Annotated in this window: 14 protein-coding genes; 5 read left to right on the top strand and 9 right to left on the bottom strand. The window is 73.5% G+C overall.

Annotated elements, in window-relative coordinates; all coding sequences use genetic code 11:
• Positions 1 to 343: 343 nt before the first annotated feature.
• Together ACTMS9_RS09480 and pnuC are read right to left on the bottom strand one after the other, a co-directional pair.
• On the bottom strand, positions 344 to 1,420 hold the full coding sequence (locus ACTMS9_RS09480) for an AAA family ATPase (RefSeq protein WP_441145047.1): 1,077 nt from the start codon (positions 1,418 to 1,420) through the stop codon (positions 344 to 346).
• A complete protein-coding gene (gene pnuC / locus ACTMS9_RS09475) occupies positions 1,417 to 2,070 on the bottom strand; it encodes a nicotinamide riboside transporter PnuC (protein WP_441164688.1) in 654 nt (217 codons plus the stop codon). The genes ACTMS9_RS09480 and pnuC overlap by 4 nt, the downstream gene beginning before the upstream one ends.
• A 269-nt stretch (positions 2,071 to 2,339) precedes the next feature.
• On the opposite strand from pnuC, the gene ACTMS9_RS09470 reads away from it, so the two are divergent.
• Positions 2,340 to 2,633 (top strand): antibiotic biosynthesis monooxygenase family protein, encoded by a 294-nt coding sequence (locus ACTMS9_RS09470; protein ID WP_441145051.1) that lies wholly within the window; start codon positions 2,340 to 2,342, stop codon positions 2,631 to 2,633.
• Between the two features lie 186 nt (positions 2,634 to 2,819).
• Here the strand turns inward: ACTMS9_RS09470 and ACTMS9_RS09465 are convergent, their stop codons facing one another.
• The 4 genes from ACTMS9_RS09465 to uvrB all read right to left on the bottom strand — a co-directional run bounded on the left by ACTMS9_RS09465 (position 2,820) and on the right by uvrB (position 7,232).
• Positions 2,820 to 3,743 (bottom strand): helix-turn-helix domain-containing protein, encoded by a 924-nt coding sequence (locus tag ACTMS9_RS09465; RefSeq protein ID WP_441145052.1) that lies wholly within the window; start codon positions 3,741 to 3,743, stop codon positions 2,820 to 2,822.
• Between the two features lie 126 nt (positions 3,744 to 3,869).
• Positions 3,870 to 4,238: a VOC family protein gene (locus ACTMS9_RS09460; RefSeq protein WP_441145054.1), complete on the bottom strand. Its 369-nt coding sequence runs from the start codon at positions 4,236 to 4,238 to the stop codon at positions 3,870 to 3,872.
• A gap of 24 nt (positions 4,239 to 4,262) precedes the next feature.
• On the bottom strand, positions 4,263 to 5,111 hold the full coding sequence (locus ACTMS9_RS09455) for a helix-turn-helix domain-containing protein (protein ID WP_441164687.1): 849 nt from the start codon (positions 5,109 to 5,111) through the stop codon (positions 4,263 to 4,265).
• A 12-nt stretch (positions 5,112 to 5,123) separates the two neighbouring features.
• Entirely contained in the window at positions 5,124 to 7,232 is a 2,109-nt protein-coding gene (gene uvrB, locus ACTMS9_RS09450; protein ID WP_441164686.1) for an excinuclease ABC subunit UvrB, read from the bottom strand.
• A gap of 318 nt (positions 7,233 to 7,550) precedes the next feature.
• Here uvrB and ACTMS9_RS09445 point away from each other — a divergent pair, with 318 nt between their 5' ends.
• Entirely contained in the window at positions 7,551 to 9,227 is a 1,677-nt protein-coding gene (locus ACTMS9_RS09445; RefSeq protein WP_441164685.1) for a hypothetical protein, read from the top strand.
• Between the two features lie 4 nt (positions 9,228 to 9,231).
• On the opposite strand, the gene coaE is transcribed toward ACTMS9_RS09445, so the two are convergent.
• Positions 9,232 to 10,413, bottom strand: coding sequence for a dephospho-CoA kinase (gene coaE, locus ACTMS9_RS09440; protein ID WP_441164684.1), 1,182 nt, complete (start codon positions 10,411 to 10,413; stop codon positions 9,232 to 9,234).
• Positions 10,414 to 11,000: 587 nt separating this feature from the next.
• A complete protein-coding gene (gene rpsA, locus ACTMS9_RS09435; RefSeq protein WP_088961211.1) occupies positions 11,001 to 12,491 on the bottom strand; it encodes a 30S ribosomal protein S1 in 1,491 nt (496 codons plus the stop codon).
• A gap of 427 nt (positions 12,492 to 12,918) precedes the next feature.
• Between rpsA and ACTMS9_RS09430 the strand changes: the two genes are divergently transcribed.
• The 3 genes from ACTMS9_RS09430 to ACTMS9_RS09420 are packed head-to-tail and all read left to right on the top strand — an operon-like array spanning position 12,919 to position 14,423.
• The gene (locus tag ACTMS9_RS09430) at positions 12,919 to 13,722 is read left to right on the top strand and encodes a class I SAM-dependent methyltransferase (RefSeq protein WP_280840791.1); all 804 of its coding nucleotides are present in this window, start codon (positions 12,919 to 12,921) and stop codon (positions 13,720 to 13,722) included.
• 58 nt (positions 13,723 to 13,780) lie between these two features.
• Positions 13,781 to 14,002 carry a DUF2945 domain-containing protein gene (locus tag ACTMS9_RS09425; RefSeq protein WP_441145065.1) on the top strand — a complete coding sequence of 74 codons (222 nt, stop codon included), beginning with the start codon at positions 13,781 to 13,783 and terminating at the stop codon, positions 14,000 to 14,002.
• Entirely contained in the window at positions 13,989 to 14,423 is a 435-nt protein-coding gene (locus ACTMS9_RS09420) for a DUF3140 domain-containing protein (RefSeq protein WP_441164682.1), read from the top strand. The genes ACTMS9_RS09425 and ACTMS9_RS09420 overlap by 14 nt, the downstream gene beginning before the upstream one ends.
• Before the next feature lie 145 nt (positions 14,424 to 14,568).
• On the opposite strand, the gene polA is transcribed toward ACTMS9_RS09420, so the two are convergent.
• Positions 14,569 to 17,268, bottom strand: coding sequence for a DNA polymerase I (gene polA, locus ACTMS9_RS09415; RefSeq protein WP_441164680.1), 2,700 nt, complete (start codon positions 17,266 to 17,268; stop codon positions 14,569 to 14,571).
• Between the last annotated feature and the right edge of the window lie 93 nt (positions 17,269 to 17,361).

The following is a 17,361-nucleotide window of genomic DNA, read 5'->3' as shown; positions in this document are numbered from 1 at the left end:
TCGGGCACACCGTAACGCCGGTTGGCGGCGAGACGAGCGGCGACGCGGACTCTGGTGACTGTCGGAGGTCTCTTCCGTCAGCGACCCGCGGGCGGGGCGATGACCGACGGCGCCGGGTCGGGCCGCCGGGTTCGGCGGTCGACCGTGCTGACGACTCCGTCGCGGGGGAATACTCCCCTCCTCGCGGGCCATTGTTCCCCATCCCGGCCGGGCACCGCATCTCCAGGTACCTGGATTGCCGGCAGTATCACCTTCCGACACGATCCGTGGCACGCTTTCTACGCCGTCCTAGGAGGCTAGGTGTCATCCTGGGGATCGGCGCCGCCTGCGGTGGATGCGCTGCTCAGCGGGGTGGCAGCAGCGGATCGGCGAGCGACCAGCCGGCGGCCAGCAGCGCGTCGCAGGCCGCCACCGCCCGGGCCAGCCGCTCCGGGTGCGGCCCGGTGAGTTCGATCACCGGCACCCCGCAGCCGGCCAGCTCGGCCCGGAACCGCTCGGTCATCCAGGCCCGCAGGTGCGCGCCGTCGCGCAGCCCGTCGTCGGTGAACGGCACCCCGACGTGGTCGGTCAGCAGGTAGAGCGCGGGCCGGCGGGCCGCCGCCCGGACCGGCTCCGACGCCGAGCCCAGGTAACGCTCCTCCCACACCGCGGTCGCCCGGGCGTCGGTGTCGCAGACCAGCAGCGGGCCGCTGGACCGGGCGGCGGCGTCCTCCGCCGCCTGCTGGGCGCGGACCACCTCGACGAAGTCGTCCCGGTCCCAGGTCACGTCGAAGACCGTCGCCGCCGGCCGCCCGGCGCGCAGCCGGGCCAGCTTGCGGGCGGTCAGCTCCCGGCCGTACTCCGGCACCCAGGCCGTGCCGTAGTGCGCGGCCAGGGCGGCGGCCATCGTGGTGGTGCCGGTGGACTCCGCCCCGACCACCACCACCCGCCGGACGAACCAGGCCCGCACCGCCGGGCTCAGCCGGTCCCAGTGCCCCGCCGGGTCCGCCCGCACCGCCGTGCCGGAGACCGGCACGACCCGCCGGTCCGGGTCCACGCAGACCGCCGTGGCGTCGAACCGCCGGGCCAGTTCCCCGCCGTACGCCTCCGAGGAGAACACCGCGTCCACCGGGCGCCCGCCGAGCGCGGCCCGGAAGACCGCGCAGTGCGCGTCCCAGGCCGCCGGGTCGGCGTAGTCCACCGGGTGGTCGTCGTAGCGGCCGACGAACCGGACCCAGGGGGTGTGCGCGTGCGCCTCGCGCAGCCAGTCCAGCCGCAGCGCGAGCGGGATGGACTCCCGGCGCGACGGCGCGACCACCACGGTCACCGCCGCGCAGCGGCCGGCGGCGGCCTCGATCAGGGCATGGTGCCCGGCGTGCGGCGGGTAGAACTTGCCGACCACCATGCCGTGCCGGAACTCCGGCCGGGCCGGGCCGCTCACGCGGTCGCGGGGGCCGGACCGGGCGGCACCAGGGTCGGAGCGCCGGCCGCGCGCAGGTCGGCCCGCCAGGCCCGCAACCCGAGTACGCAGAGCGCCAGGAAGACCAGGTAGAGCGCGCCGGTGAGCCAGAGCCCCTTGTACGCGTAGAGCGGGATGTAGACCAGGTCGGCCACGATCCAGAGCCACCAGCTCTCCACCAGCTTGCGGGTCTGCCCGTAGGTGGCCAGCAGCGACAGCGCGGTGGTGAACGCGTCGGCCAGCGGCACGGTGGAGTCGGTGGCCCGGTCCAGCAGCGCCCACAGCCCGCCGGTGAACAGCACCCCGGCGACCGCCAGCCCGGCCCACTCCCGGCCGCTCGTCCGGCTGACCGCGAGCCGGCTGCGCCGCTCGCCGCCAAAGAGCCAGTGGTACCAGCCGTAGAGGCCGAGCAGCACGTAGACGACCTGGAGGCCGGCGTCGGCGTACAGGCCGGCGGTCCAGAACAGCACCATCAGCAGCAGCACGTTGGCGATGCCCACCGGCCAGTTCACGATGTGCTGCCGGGCGACCAGCCAGACGTTGAGCACGCCGGTGGCGAAGCCGAGCAGCTCCGCCCAGGTCGTTCCGACGCCCCCGACGCTGAACGCCACCGTGGTCAACCAGTCCAGCATGATCCGCCCCTCCCCTGGCCCGAGCGATCACCCTAGGGCCTGTGTCAAAGTCCTCGGTCGAGCCGAGGCGGAGTCCAGGCGGCGATCCGGCAAGGCGGAGATCCGTCCGGATACCGGTGTTGTATCCGGACGGATCTCCAACGCGGCCGGTCGTCGTCTGGGCCCGCCGCAGGCCGGCCAGGGGCTTTGACACAGGCCCTTGGGCCGGGGCGGCCGGCGGAGAAGACCCCTCCGTCCGGTTCCACCGCCGGGCGTGCGAGGCTTCGGTCATGGTGCTTGAGGTCGCGCTCATCGACGTACTGCCCGGACACGAGGACGAGTTCGCCGCCGCCTACGCGCAGGCGGCCGGGATCATCACGGCCGTCGAGGGCTGCCGGTCGGTCCGGATGACCCGGGGCATCGAGACCCCGACCCGGTTCGTGCTGCTGGTTGAGTGGGACTCGGTCGAGGCGCACGAGCAGAACTTCCGGGGCACCGAGGCGTTCGACAAGTGGCGGGCGCTGATCGGCCCGCACTTCGCCGGCCCGCCCCGGGTCGAGCACTTCGTCGACGTCCCGGCCTGATCCGGCGGATCCACACCCGTCATTGTCGTACCCCCCGATTACCGTGCGAAGCACGCGCGGCACACCGGCCCCGACGCGTTCGGGGGTGCCGGGTCCGGTGGCCGCGCGGCGTCCTGCCGGCCTACCGCTGACCGGCCAGGTGACCGACCCGGCGGGCGGCTTCCCGCGGCACCGCCGAGCGCCCGTTCACCCGCCGGCCGGCTGACCCGCCGGCTCCCCCTCGGCGCCGCCGGGGCGCGCGCCGTTGGCGACCTCGCCGGCCCGGTCGCGCAGCAGCGCGGCGGTCTCCTCCGCGCTCAACGCCACCGCCGACAGCCACCCGGTCATCCGCTCGTAGCGGGCGACGTCGGCGTCGGTCACCAGCCGCACGTCGTTGGTGAGCGTCTCCAGCATCACGGTGCGCGGGTCGGCCGGGTCGGGGAAGGAGTAGCAGGAGTAGGCGGTCAGCGCGTGCACCGCCCCGGGCGGGGCGGCCGTGCGGGGCACCACCCGGATCGTCACGTTCGGCAGGTCGGCCAGGGCGAGCAGGTGCGCCAACTGCTCCTGCCAGATCTCGACCGGGACGCCGGCCGGGTCGCAGACCCGTTCGTCCAGCAGGCCGGTGTAGTGCGGCGGGTCGGGGCGGCGCAGCACCTCCTGGCGGGCCAGCCGCGCCCGCACGTCGGCCTCCACGTCCACGTCGGGGTGCAGCAGCCGGCCGGCGAGGACCCGCAGGCGGGCGTACCCGGGGGCCTGGAGCAGACCGGGTACGACGGCTGGCTGGTACTCCACGATGGCCGCCGCCCCCGCCTCCAGTTCGGCGTACGTGCGCTGCCGCTCGTGCATCTCGCCGAGCGCCTTCCACCACCCACGGCTGGTCGCGGCATCCCGGGCGATGACGATCAGCGCTTCCCGCTGCGGCGACGGCACCTGGTAGACGTCCAGCAGGTCGAGCACGTCGGCGAGGTCGGGCCGGCTCTGCCCCAGCTCGATGCGGGACAGCTTCGACGTGGAGGCCCAGCCCAGCAGCCCACACACCTGTTCCAGGGTGAGCGCCTCCCGTCTGCGCAGCTGGCGCAACTCGGCGCCGAGGCGCGCACGGCGAATGACAGGACTCGATGACAACGGCATCCCGGCCTCCCCACGACGGAGGGTACGCAGGACCGTCACCCAGGGCAATACCTTGCTTGCGCACCGCAACCGCCCGGCGACCCCCCGTCGGGTGCGACCCCCGCGCCGCCGGGCGGAGCGCACCGGTCAGGGCCGGTACGTGCCGAACGACCAGACGTTGCCGGCGAGGTCACGGGCGGTGTAGTCGCGGGAGCCGTAGTCGGTGTCGAACGGCTCCCGGACGATCTCCGCGCCGGCCGCCCCCGCCCGGCCGTGATGGGCGTCGACGTCGTCGACCGCCACGTAGACGACGTAGTCGTCGTCGGCCGGCCGGACCCGCAGACCGCTCCCGGTGGCCAGCATGATCAGATCGCCGCCGTAGCCGAGTTGGGCGTGCGCGACGGACCCGTCGGGCGCGTCGTGCACCTCGTGGACCTGGAAGTCGAACGCCGCGCAGAGCCAGTCGATCGCGGCGCGGGCGTCGGGATACCGGAAGACCGGGTAGATGGTTCGCATGGCCCGAGTCTGCCGCCGGCCCGGTCAGCCGGGATTGGACGAAAGCGATCCGGAGCGCGCCAGCGTGGCCGGCGTCGTACCGGCGAACTCGCGGAAGTCCCGAATCAGGTGGGACTGGTCGTAGTAGCCGCAGCGGGCGGCCACCTCCGCCCAGCCGCCCGGACCCACGGGGGCGTCGGCGCCCGGCCGGGGGACCAGGTCGCGGGCCAGCGTCGCGTACGCCCGCTGGAAGCGCAGCAGCCGGGCGGTCGCCTTCGGCGTCAGCCCCAGCTCCGCGCGGAACCGGACGGCGAGGTGCCGGCTGCTCCAGCCCAGCTCGTCGGCGAGCGCACCGACGCCGATCCGGCCGCCGGTGCCGGCGAGCCGGCGCCACGCCCGGCCCAGCGTCGGATCGAGCGGGGCGGAGCCGGCCAGCCGCGCGCCGAGCGCCGCGTCGAGCAGGGCGAACCGGCGCGGCCAGTCCGGCGCGTCGGCCAGCCGGCAGCGCAGCCCCTCCAGCCACCGGTCCGGCAGGTCACCGACCGGCACGGCCCGGTTCGCCAGCTCGCCCAGCGGCAGGCCGAGGACCCGGCGGGCCGCCGGTGGGGTGAGCACCAGCTGCACGCCGAGCCCCACACCCAGGGTCGAGGTGGTGCAGTGGCCGTCGAAGGGCCCGGCGACGAACGAGTCCACCCCGTACGCCCCGCGCCCGGCCGCCCGCGGGTCGACCACGTCGAGCGGGGCGCCCCAGCCCAGCACCAGCACCACGAAGGCGCCTGCCACCTCGCGGCGGACCAGCGGCAGCGGGGCGGGCTCGCGGTAGCCGAGGTACCGGTCGACGAACGGGCGCAGGCGGGGGTCGGGCAGACCGACGAGGACCTCGATCCCGCCCATCCCCCACTCCCTCTACTTCACGCCCGCGGCGTCCATCCCGCGCAGTTCCTTCTTGAGGTCGGCGACCTCGTCCCGGATCCGGGCGGCCAGCTCGAACTGCAGCTCCCGGGCGGCGGCCAGCATCTGGTCGTTGAGCTCCTGGATGAGCTGCGCCAGATCGGCGCGGGCCATCCCCTCCCGGGACGGGCCGGCCGCGCCGGCCCGACTGCGGCTGCGGGTCTCCTTGACCGGGGCCTTGCCCCGGGAGAGCTGGCGCACCGCCCCGCCGACCCGGCTGTTCTCGGTGTCCTCCGCCTCGCGGTAGATGTCGTCGAGGATGTCGTGGATCTTCTTGCGCAGCGGCTCCGGGCTGATGCCGTTCGCCTCGTTGTGCGCGATCTGCTTGGCCCGGCGCCGGTCGGTCTCGTCGATCGCGGCCGCCATCGACGGAGTGATCTTGTCGGCGTACATGTGCACCTGGCCGGAGACGTTACGGGCGGCACGGCCGATGGTCTGGATGAGCGACCGGCCGCTGCGCAGGAAGCCCTCCTTGTCGGCGTCGAGGATCGCGACCAGGGACACCTCGGGCAGGTCGAGGCCCTCCCGGAGCAGGTTGATGCCGACCAGCACGTCGTACTCGCCCTTGCGCAGCTCGCGCAGCAGCTCGACCCGGCGCAGCGTGTCGACCTCGGAGTGCAGGTACCGCACCCGGATGCCGTTCTCCAGCAGGTAGTCGGAGAGATCCTCGGCCATCTTCTTGGTCAGCGTGGTGACCAGCACCCGCTCGTCGCGCTCGGTGCGCAGCTTGACCTCGTGCATCAGGTCGTCGATCTGGCCCTTGGTGGGCTTGATCACGACCTCCGGGTCGATCAGCCCGGTCGGGCGGATCACCTGTTCGACGAATTCGCCCTGCGCCTGCTCCAGCTCCCACGGGCCGGGGGTGGCGGAGAGGTAGACCATCTGGCCGACCCGCTCCAGGAACTCGTCGAAGCGCAGCGGCCGGTTGTCGGCGGCGCTGGGCAGCCGGAAGCCGTGGTCGATCAGCATCCGCTTGCGGGACGCGTCGCCCTCGTACATGCCGCCGATCTGCGGGATGGTCACGTGCGACTCGTCGATCACCGTGAGGAAGTCGTCGGGGAAGTAGTCGAGCAGGCAGTGCGGCGGGCTGCCGGGCAGCCGCCCGTCCATGTGCATGGAGTAGTTCTCGATGCCGGAGCAGAAGCCGACCTGGCGCATCATCTCGATGTCGTAGGTGGTGCGCATCCGCAGCCGCTGCGCCTCCAGCAGCTTGCCCTGCCGCTCCAGCTCGGCCAGCCGCTCGCCCAGCTCGGTCTCGATGTCGCGGATCGCCCGCTCCATCCGCTCCGGGCCGGCGGCGTAGTGGGTGGCCGGGAAGATGACCAGCTGGTCGACCTCGCGGACCACGTCGCCGGTGAGCGGGTTGAGGTAGTAGAGCTTCTCCACCTCGTCACCGAACAGCTCGATCCGGACCGCCAGCTCCTCGTACGCCGGGATGATCTCCAGGGTGTCGCCGCGGACGCGGAAGGTGCCCCGCTGGAAGGCCATGTCGTTGCGGGTGTACTGGATGTCGACCAGGCGACGCAGCAGCTGGTCCCGGTCGAGCTCCTGCCCCACCGCGACCCGGACGGCACGGTCCAGGTATTCCTCCGGCGTGCCCAGGCCGTAGATGGCGGAGACCGTGGCGACCACGATCACGTCCCGGCGGGTGAGCAGCGACATGGTGGCCGAGTGGCGCAACCGCTCGACCTCCTCGTTGATCGAGGAGTCCTTCTCGATGTAGGTGTCGGTCTGCGGGATGTACGCCTCGGGCTGGTAGTAGTCGTAGTAGGAGACGAAGTACTCCACCGCGTTGTGCGGGAGCAGCTCGCTGAACTCCTTGGCCAGCTGGGCGCAGAGCGTCTTGTTGGGCGCGAGCACCAGGGTGGGGCGTTGCAGCCGCTCGACGAGCCACGCCGTGGTGGCGCTCTTGCCGGTGCCGGTCGCGCCGAGCAGCACCGTGTTGCGGTCGCCGCGCCGGACCCGACGCTCAAGATCGTCGATGGCAGCCGGCTGGTCGCCGGCCGGCTGGAACTCGCTGACGACCTGGAAGCGGCCGTCGAGCCGGGGAATGTCGAGCGCCATGACACCAACCGTACGCCGAGGGTCCGACACTCCGTCGCGACTACGGGCGGTCCGTGATCGGCTTCAATATTCCCATTGTGGGCCACATCCCACCGCGCTAGCCTGAACACCGTAGGCCGCTCGCGGCGGCCGACCGGGCAGGCGGCCGGGCCCTCACGGGGCTCCCGCCCCCGGCACAGGAGGGTCGCAGCACCCGGACATCGCCGGCGTGCGCACCCGACGTGGTCGCGCCCATGGCGCAGACCGGCCGCCGCGAGCGCCCCTGCCTCGGCACCGTCTTCCTCGTCACCCACGCCGCCGCCGGGCGTTCAACCACTCGTGGAGACCTCCCCCGACCGGCCGCCGCCCCCGTCCACCCCGACGGGTCCGCCCCCCGACATCCCCGTCGCCGCGCGGCCGCCCACCCGTACCCCCGGCGCCAACGGCGGACGCGGCTCGGCCGGCCACGGCACCGGGCGTCGACGGCCGGGCCGGCGCCGGCGCGAGGCCGCCCGGCACGCGCGGCGCACCCCGCCGGTCCTGGCCGCCGTCGCCGGCTCCCCGGAGGAGCCCGCCCGCCGGCGCACCACCCTGGTCGCCCTCGGCGTGGTCGCCGCCGCCTCGGCCGCGGCGCTGGTCGCCGGCCTGCTGAGCTGGGCGCCCGCCCCCGGGGAGCCGGCCCGGGCGCTGACCGCGGCCGAGGCCGAGCGGCTGGCCGCGACCCGGGTCACCAACCTCCGCGACGTGCGCGCCGGGGTCCGGGTGACGGTCGGCACCGGCGCCGCCCGCACCGACCTGGTCGGCTGGATCGACTGGGCGCGGCCGCTGGCCTACCTCGACGTGGGCGGTCCGGGCGCGGGCGCCGACCGGGGACTGGTGCAGGCGACGCCCTCGGTCGTCGTGCTGCGCCCCGACCCCGCCGCGGTCCCCACGCCGGCATCCCCTCCGCTGGTACCGCCGACGGACCGCTGGCGACTGCGCGACCTGCCCGCCGGCCGGCCACTCGCCGGGGCGCTCGACGTGCTCTTCGGGCTCAGCGCGGACCGGGCGGAACCGGCCGACCCACTGCGCCACGGCGCGGGGCGCTGGGTGGGACGGGAGACCCTCGCCGGCGAGCCGGTGGACGTCCTCCAGGCCCCGCTGCCCAGACCCACCGCCGCCGCCGACCCGACCGCCCGTCCACCCGCCCCGCCGGCGGCAAGCGACGGCGACCCCCGCTGGTGGGTCGACGGCGACTCCCGGCTGCACCGGTGGGAGGGCCGGCTGCCCGGCGGACAGCCGGCCGCCGTCGAGCTGGAACGCAACGACCGGCCCACCATCTGGCCGGTCGACGCGCTGGGCGGCCGACCCGGGCTGCCCCGCGCGCTCACCGACACCGAGGCCGAAAGGCTGGCCCGGCTGCCCGCCCAACTGCGAGCCCAGCCCGGTGCCGCGGTCAGCGTCGCCGTCCCGCTCGGCACCGCCGCCAACCTGCGCGGCTCGGGATGGTTGAGCTGGTCCGGCGGGGTGGCGTACCTGTCGGTGGCCGAGCTGGACACCCTCGGCCGGCGCACCCTGCTGCGGCGCGACCGGGGCGGCTTCGCCCGCGCGGAGGTGCCGGTCGAGCCGGGCGCCGGCGCCACCGGGGCCGCCAACGGCCCGCCGCTGCCACCACCGGCCGAGGCCGGCTGGCGGACCGGCGCCCGCCCGTTGGACGACCTCGACCTGCTGGTCGACGCGGCGCTGCGGGCGGACACCGCGCCCGCCCGGCCGACGGCCGCCGTGCGGCTGCGCACCGACCGGGTCGCCGGCCGGGTGGTGGACGTGGTCGAGCTGCGCGTGCAGGGCCTGCGGCTGCGTTACTGGCTGGACCGCACCGGCCTGCCCCGCCGGCTGGAGCTGCGCACCCGGGCGGGCGCCTGGGCCCAGCTCGACCTCACCCCGGCGCCGGTGCCGGCCGGGATCGTGCCGCCCCGGCCCGGACCGCCCGCCGCGGAGGCACCGGCGACGCGGGCCGGCACGGCAGGCCGCCGCTGACCGGTCAGGGCCGCCACCCGGTCTGCGCGGCCCACTCCTCGGCCCGCAGGTGCTCCTCGTCGAACCACGGGTCCTTGGCCGTCGCGTACGCGCCGCTGTCCGGGGCCGAGGCCGCCAACTCCCGCTTCAGCAGCAGGTAGGCGGCCCGCTGGTCCGGGTCGGCGCGCAGGTGGTCCCGCATCAGCAGGGCGTACCGCCAGCCGGGCGAGTCGGCCACCCGCAGGTGCAGATAGGCCGGGCGCCCCGGGTCGGCGCTGCCGTGGAACCGCTTGGCCCACCGCCCGCTGCCGGCCGGGCGTGGGCTGTCCCACCAGTCGCCGGGCAGCCGCGGGAAGCCGGCCCGGGCGAGCCGCTCGGCGAGCGGCCCGTCCGCCTCGTCTAGCGACGACACGGTCACCTGGATGTCGATCACGTCCTTGGCGGCCAGGCCGGGCACGGCGGTCGAGCCGATGTGGTCCACCCGCAGGTCCGCCGGGGCGACGGCGTGCCGGATCCGGGCGGCCAGCCGGGCGTACTGCTGGGGCCAGGTCGGGTCCGGCTCGGTCAGCACGACCCGCTCCGGCCGGGCCACCCGGCCCGCGCGGACGTTGCGCTCGTAGGGCAGCAACCGGTCCCGCCAGAGGGCGTCCACGGCGGCCCGCAGCTCCTCGAGGGTGCCGTCGTTGCTGAGCACCACGTCCGCCGCCGCGCGCCGGCGAGCGTCGTCGGCCTGCGCGGCGATCCGCCGCTCCGCCTCCGCGCGGGGCATCCCCCGGTCGCGTTCCAGTCGCTCCAGCCGGGTCGCGACGGCCGTCTGCACCACGACCACCAGGTGGTACGTCGGCGCCAGCCCCACCTCGACCAGCAACGGCACGTCGTTGACCACCACCGCGTCCGAGGGCGCGGCGGCGGCCAGTTCGGCGGTACGCGCCCGCACCCGGGGATGGGTGATCGCCTCCAGCCGCCGGCGGGCCACCTCGTCGCCGAAGACCACCGCGCCCAGCGCCGCCCGGTCCAGCGCGCCGCCGGCGTCGAGCACCCGGTCGCCGAAGGCGGCGACGATCTCCGCCAGCCCCGCAGAGCCCGGGGCGACCACCTCACGGGCGATCCGGTCGGCGTCGATGACCACCGCACCCCGCTCGGCCAGCCGGGCCGACACGGCGCTCTTGCCGGAGCCGATCCCTCCGGTCAGTCCCACCATCAGCACCGGACCAGTCAACCGGATCACCACCCCCACCACAAAACCGCGTGGGCGGGGGCGGCGATGTCCCCCGTTTGCGGCGTGTGGCGGTGTCCGGGACTCGGGAAACCACCACACGCCGCAAACGGAGTGGATCAAGTCGCCCTGGCGGCAGCCCCGACCCAGAGCAGCGACGGCGTCTGCGGCAGCAGCCGCTTGGCGGGGCGTCGACGGCGCCGGTCCGCGTGGGGTGGCGGTGGCGTCGCGGATTGCGGCGTGTGGCGGTGTTCAGGGCCCGGGACACCGCAACACGCCGCAAACGGAGTCGATCAAGCCGCCTCTGGCGGCAACAGCCGGCCACGGCGTGGCCGGAGCGGCTGAGCTTCGCCGCGCACAGCGATGCGCACAGCCAGGCGCGCGGCCAGGCGCGCGGCCAGGCGGGGTCAGGCGTGGCTCCCGCGTGAGCGGCGAGGGAGGACTGTCCGGAGACGCGCGAGGGCCCCGCCCCCGCGACCCGGTGATTACCGGATCGCGGGAACGGGGCCCGTCGTCGTCACTGACGGCTCCAGGTCGCTGCGCGGCGTCAGCCGCGCCGAGCTGGAGTTGTCACAGGATCACTTGCCGCCGGCGAGCTTCTCCCGCAGAGCGGCGAGCGCCTCGTCGGTGGCCAGGGTGCCGGCCGGCTCCTCGGCCTGACGGCTCGGGGCCGTGGTGGTCGTGGTGGTGGTGCCACCGGTGACGGCCGGAGCCGGGTTGGCAGCGGCCTCGGCGTCGGCCGCGCGAGAGGTCTGCACCTGCTTGGTGTGGGCCTCCCAACGCTGACGCGCCTCGGCGTACTGGTTCTCCCAGGTCTCGCGCTGCTTGTCGTACCCCTCGAGCCACTCGCCCGTCTCCGGGTCGAAGCCCTCCGGGTAGATGTAGTTGCCCTCGGCGTCGTACGTCGCGGCCATGCCGTAGAGGGTCGGGTCGAAGTGCTCCTCGCCCTCGACGAAGCCCTCGTTGGCCTGCTTGAGCGACAGCGAGATGCGGCGGCGCTCCAGGTCGATGTCGATGACCTTGACCATGACCTCGGAGCCGACCTGCACGACCTGCTCCGGGATCTCCACGTGGCGCTCGGCCAGCTCGGAGATGTGGACCAGGCCCTCGATGCCGTCGTCCACCCGGACGAAGGCGCCGAACGGCACCAGCTTGGTGACCTTACCCGGCACGATCTGCTGGATCGCGTGGGTGCGGGCGAACTGCCGCCACGGGTCCTCCTGGGTCGCCTTCAGCGACAGCGAGACCCGCTCGCGGTCCAGGTCGACGTCCAGGACCTCGACCTCGACCTCCTGGCCCACCTCGACGACCTCGGACGGGTGGTCGATGTGCTTCCAGGACAGCTCGGAGACGTGCACCAGGCCGTCCACGCCGCCCAGGTCGACGAACGCGCCGAAGTTGACGATCGAAGAGACGACGCCCTTGCGGACCTGGCCCTTCTGCAGCTTGTTGAGGAACTCGGTGCGCACCTCGGACTGCGTCTGCTCCAGCCAGGCACGGCGGGACAGGACCACGTTGTTGCGGTTCTTGTCCAGCTCGATGATCTTGGCCTCGAGCTCGCGGCCGACGTACGGCTGCAGGTCGCGCACCCGCCGCATCTCGACCAGGGAGGCGGGCAGGAAGCCGCGCAGCCCGATGTCGAGGATGAGACCACCCTTGACCACCTCGATGACCGAACCGCGGACGACGCCGTCCTCGTCCTTGATCTTCTCGATCGTGCCCCAGGCCCGCTCGTACTGCGCCCGCTTCTTGGAGAGGATCAGACGACCCTCCTTGTCCTCCTTCTGGAGGACCAGGGCCTCGATGTGGTCACCGACCGAGACGACCTCGGCGGGGTCCACGTCGTGCTTGATCGACAACTCCCGAGAGGGAATGACGCCCTCGGTCTTGTAGCCGATGTCGAGCAGGACCTCGTCCCGATCGACCTTGACGACGGTGCCTTCGACAATGTCGCCGTCGTTGAAGTACTTGATGGTCTCGTCGATCGCGGCGAGGAAAGCCTCCTCGGAACCGAGATCGTCGTGGGTGACCCGGGTGGCGCTCGAGGGGGCCTCGATGCTGCTCGTCATGTGGGCGGTTGCTCCGGTCGGATGGGTTGTCACAGCAGGCGTGGTGTCGCGGTGACCATTTCGCGCCAGCGGATCCGCCATCGGGCACACCGAACGATCGCCAAGTGAAGATCATTAGTGGCTCCGGTGACCGCGCACCTGCTCCCTGCCGAGGCACACGATCCGCGAGCGCATCGTCTAGCCTACCCGCTGCATTACCACAGCGTGCAAGGCCTCCCGTGTCCTCGCGACCTCGTCAGCTGCGAAAGCGGAGATTTCGGTGGAAAAGCGTCTCGACTGTCTCTTGCGTCACAGCCGTCCCACCACGCAGAGAAGGTAGCGCACCGCGGCGACGCCCGCAGACCGCCCTCGCCTTCGTGCCGATCGCGGCCGTATCCGCCGGCCGGTCGCCGTCGGCGTCGACCGGGCCAGGGCCTAGCGTGAGCGGGTGGACGACGACAGGGTGACCCGACGGCGGGTCGGCGACGCGGAGACCCGCCGGGCCAACCGGGGCTGGTGGGACACCGACGCCGACGACTACCAGGCCGAGCACGGCGCCTTCCTCGGCGACACGGACTTCGTCTGGTGCCCGGAGGGCCTGCGCGAGGCCGACGCCCGGCTCCTCGGTGACGTCGCCGGACGCCGGGTGCTGGAGGTGGGCTGCGGCGCCGCGGCCTGCGCCCGCTGGCTGGCCACCCAGGGCGCCCGGCCGGTCGCCTTCGACCTCTCCGCCGGCATGTTGCGGCACGCCGCGCAGGCGGCCGACCGCACCGGGGTACGGGTACCGCTGGTGCAGGCCGACGCGTTGGCGCTGCCCTTCGCCGACGGGGCGTTCGACATCGCCTGCACCGCCTTCGGCGCGATCCCCTTCGTCGACGACTCGGCCGCGCTGATGGCCGAGGTGCACCGGGTGCTGCGCCCGGGCGGCCGGTGGGTGTTCTCGGTGACCCACCCGATGCGGTGGATCTTCCTGGACGACCCGGGCGAGGGGGGCCTGACCGCCGTGCACTCGTACTTCGACCGCTCCCCCTACGTCGAGCAGGACGACTCGGGCGTGGCCACCTACGTCGAGCAGCACCGCACCCTCGGCGACCGGATCCGCGAGCTGGTCGGTGCCGGGTTCCGGCTGCGGGATCTGGTGGAGCCGGAGTGGCCGGCGGGGCACGAGGGGATCTGGGGGCAGTGGAGCCCGCTGCGCGGGCGGCTCTTTCCCGGCACCGCCATCTTCGTCACCGACAAGCCCGCCGGCTGACCACGCCGCAGGCCAGGTGGCGTCGTTTCGGGGCATCGACGGCGGGTACCCGCCCGGCATGGCCGAGCAGAGGGAATTCCGCGAGGGTGACCACGTCTCCTGGGCCAGTCACAGCGGCCGGGCGTACGGCGTGGTCAAGGAGAAGCTGATCGATCGGACGCACGTACGCGGGCACGCCGTCAACGCGACGGAGGACCATCCGCAGTACCGGATCCGCAACGACGACTCGGGACGCGACGTGGCCCACCGACCGGAGGCGTTGCGTCATGAGCAGAGGTGACGACGGCCGGGACACGTACCAGGAGTTCGCCGAGGCGGTGAACATGAAGCCCGGCGAGATCTCCTCCTGGCTGGAGACCGAAGAGTCGAAGCAGGTCGGCTGGCACAAGGGCGGCCGCTCCGGAGGCGGCGAGTCGGTGGGGCACGAATCCGGCCGGAAGATCATCGACCTGTTGCGGCGCAAGCGCGGCGACCTGTCCGAGGGCGACTACAAGCACATGCGGAAGGTGGTCGGCTACGTCCGCCGGCACATGGCCCAGCGCCCCTCCGGCGACGTGCGCGACACCAAGTGGCGCTGGTCCCTGATGAACTGGGGCCACGACCCCCTCAAGGGCCCGCTTCCGCCCCCGGGTGGCCCGTCCCGACGGGCCCTCGAGCGGCACGGCACCCCGCCGAAGGAGCGCCGGGGACCCGGACGCTGACCCACCACTCAGATCACAGCGCCGAACAGCACCGACCACAGAAACCCCGTCGGGTTCCGGGGGGAGCCCGCCCCGCGCAGGGATCAAGCCTGACCGCCCGGAGCGGGGTGGGCTCCCCCCGGAACCCCCAACCGCAACAAGAGCGTCAGTGGTCGGCGCTGTTCCAGTCCCGCCCCTCGCCGACCGACACCTCCAGCGGCACCGACAGCGGGTACGCCGCACCCATCTCCCGGCGCACCAGCGCCTCCAGGGTCTCCCGCTCGCCCGGCGCCACCTCGAAGACCAGCTCGTCGTGCACCTGGAGCAGCATCCGCGAGCGCAGCCCGGCGTCGCGCAGCGCGGTGTCGACGCGCAGCATGGCGACCTTGATGATGTCGGCCGCGGAGCCCTGGATCGGGGCGTTGAGCGCCATCCGCTCGGCCATGTCCCGGCGCTGCCGGTTGTCGCTGACCAGGTCGGGGAGGTAACGCCGGCGACCGAGGATGGTGGAGGTGTAGCCGTCCTGCCGGGCCCGGGCCACCACCTCGTGCAGGTAGTCCCGGACCCCGCCGAACCCGGCGAAGTAGTTCTCCATCAGCCCGCGCGCCTCCTCGGCGCTGATCCCGAGCTGCTGGGAGAGACCGAAGGCGCTCAGCCCGTACGCCAGGCCGTAGTTCATGGCCTTGATCTTGCGGCGCTGGTCGGGGGTGACCTCACCGACCGGCACGCCGAAGACCGACGAGGCGGTGGCGGCGTGGAAGTCGTGGCCGGAGTTGAACGCCTCGATCAACGCGTCGTCCGACGACAGGTGCGCCATGATCCGCATCTCGATCTGGCTGTAGTCGGCGGTGAGCAGGCACTCGTAGCCCTCCCCCACCACGAAGGCCCGGCGGATCCGCCGCCCCTCCTCGGTGCGGATGGGGATGTTCTGCAGGTTGGGCTCGGTGGACGAGAGCCGACCGGTCGCCGCCACCGTCTGGTTGAAGGTGGTGTGGATCCGCCCGTCGTCGGAGACGGACTTGAGCAGGCCGTCCACGGTCGACTTGAGCTTGGCGACGTCCCGGTGGCGCAGCAGGTGCTCCAGCACCGGGTGCGGGTTCTGCGCGTAGAGCCACTGCAGGGCGTCGGCGTCCGTGGTGTAGCCGGTCTTGATCTTCTTGGTCTTGGGCAGGCCCAGCTCGCCGAAGAGGATCTCCTGCAACTGCTTGGGCGAGCCGAGGTTGAACTCCCGGCCCACCGCCTCGTACGCGCCCTGCGCCGCGGCCTTCACCTCGGCGGCGAAGTGCGCCTCCAGTTCCGACAGGTACTGCGTGTCGGCGGCGATGCCGATCCGCTCCATGCCGGCGAGCACCCGCATCAGCGGCAGCTCCACCCCGGCCATCAGCCGGTTGGGCTGCTCACCGTCGCGGGAGAGCTCCGCGTCGATCGCGTCGGCCAGGTCGAGGGTGGCCCGGGCCTGGAGCATGAGGTTCTGCTCGACGACGCCCTCGTCGCCCAGCCCGTCGAGGGTGAGCTGGCCGGTCTCCGGGGCGTCGACCCGCAGCTCGCGGTGCAGGTAGCGCAGGGCCAGGTCGGTCAGGTCGTAGGAACGCTGGTCGGGGCGGGCCAGGTAGGCGGCGATCTGGGTGTCCCGGGCGATGCCCTCCAGCGACCAGCCGTGCGCGGCCAGCGCCAGCACCGCCGGCTTGCTGTCGTGCAGCACCTTGGGGCGCTGCGGGTCGGCCAGCCAGCCGGCCAGCGCCGACTCGTCGCCCGGCTCCAGCCCGGCCGGGTCGAACCAGGCCGCCGCGCCGCCCGCGGTGGCGAGCGCCATGCCGGTGACCGAGGCGGTGTGCCGGCGGTTCGGGCCGGTGCCGAGCTTGACCGCCAGCCCCACCGGGGTGCCGGCCGGGGCGTGCGTGGCCAGCCAGCCGGCCAGCGCGCCCGGCTCGGTCAGCACCGCGCCGGCCAGGTCGAACCCGGCCTCGGCCTCCGGCTCGACGGCCTCCAGGTACTGGTAGAGGCGGTCGCGCAGGATGCGGAACTGGAGGGTGTCGAAGACCTGGTGCACGGCCTCCCGGTCCCAGCCGGTCCAGCGGGCGTCCTCGGGGCGCAGCGGCAGGTCGAGGTCGGAGACCAGGCAGTTGATCTCGTAGTTGCGGATCACCCGGGACAGCTGGGCGCGCAGGTTGTCGCCGGCCTTGCCCTTGATCGCGTCGGCGCTGGCCACCACCCCGTCCACGCCGCCGTACAGGTTGATCCACTTGGCGGCGGTCTTCGGGCCGACGCCGTCGACGCCGGAGAGGTTGTCGCTGTCCTCGCCGACCAGCGCGGCCAGGTCGCGGTAGCGCTCGGGGCCGACGCCGTACTTCGCCTCGACGGCGGCCGGGTCCATCCGGGCCAGGTCGGAGACGCCCTTGCGCGGGTAGAGCAGGGTGACCCGCTCGCCGACGAGCTGGAGGGCGTCCCGGTCGCCGCTGCTGATCAGCACCTCCATGCCCTGGTCGCGGGCCTGGCAGGCGAGGGTGGCGATGACGTCGTCGGCCTCGAAGCCCTCCTTCTCCACCACCGGGACGCGCAGCGCGTCGAGGACCTCCTTGATCAGGCTGACCTGGCCCTTGAAGTCGGTCGGGGTCTCCTTGCGGCCGGCCTTGTACTCGGCGTACTTCTCGGTGCGGAAGGAGCGGCGGGAGACGTCGAAGGCGACGACGATGTGCGTCGGCTGCTCGTCGCGGAGCACGTTGATCAGCATCGAGGTGAAGCCGTAGACCGCGTTGGTCGGCTGCCCGGTCGTGGTGGAGAAGTTCTCCACCGGCAGGGCGTGGAAGGCCCGGTATGCCATCGAGTGTCCGTCGACGAGGAGCAGGCGCGGGGTCGTAGCTGTCACGGCAGCGACTCTAGTCGCAACGCCCGACATCTCCGGGCGGCGGCACCGCGCTCGTAGGAGGGAAACCGACACGCGGGCAGACGCCGGACGGCC

The sequence above is a fragment of the Micromonospora sp. L31 genome (assembly GCF_052068075.1).
In the GTDB taxonomy this organism is placed as follows: Bacteria; Actinomycetota; Actinomycetes; order Mycobacteriales; family Micromonosporaceae; genus Micromonospora; species Micromonospora purpureochromogenes.
Note: the sequence above shows the minus strand (reverse complement) of the source record. Positions and strands in the feature narration are given on the sequence as shown.

Excerpts from the sequence above, each read along its gene's own strand:
- pnuC (WP_441164688.1), bottom strand. The coding sequence starts at position 2,070 with ATGCTGGACTGGTTGACCACGGTGGCGTTCAGCGTCGGGGGCGTCGGA.
- ACTMS9_RS09470 (WP_441145051.1), top strand. The coding sequence starts at position 2,340 with ATGGTGCTTGAGGTCGCGCTCATCGACGTACTGCCCGGACACGAGGAC.
- ACTMS9_RS09465 (WP_441145052.1), bottom strand. The coding sequence starts at position 3,743 with ATGCCGTTGTCATCGAGTCCTGTCATTCGCCGTGCGCGCCTCGGCGCC.
- ACTMS9_RS09460 (WP_441145054.1), bottom strand. The coding sequence starts at position 4,238 with ATGCGAACCATCTACCCGGTCTTCCGGTATCCCGACGCCCGCGCCGCG.
- ACTMS9_RS09455 (WP_441164687.1), bottom strand. The coding sequence starts at position 5,111 with ATGGGCGGGATCGAGGTCCTCGTCGGTCTGCCCGACCCCCGCCTGCGC.
- uvrB (WP_441164686.1), bottom strand. The coding sequence starts at position 7,232 with ATGGCGCTCGACATTCCCCGGCTCGACGGCCGCTTCCAGGTCGTCAGC.
- rpsA (WP_088961211.1), bottom strand. The coding sequence starts at position 12,491 with ATGACGAGCAGCATCGAGGCCCCCTCGAGCGCCACCCGGGTCACCCAC.
- ACTMS9_RS09425 (WP_441145065.1), top strand. The coding sequence starts at position 13,781 with ATGGCCGAGCAGAGGGAATTCCGCGAGGGTGACCACGTCTCCTGGGCC.
- ACTMS9_RS09420 (WP_441164682.1), top strand. The coding sequence starts at position 13,989 with ATGAGCAGAGGTGACGACGGCCGGGACACGTACCAGGAGTTCGCCGAG.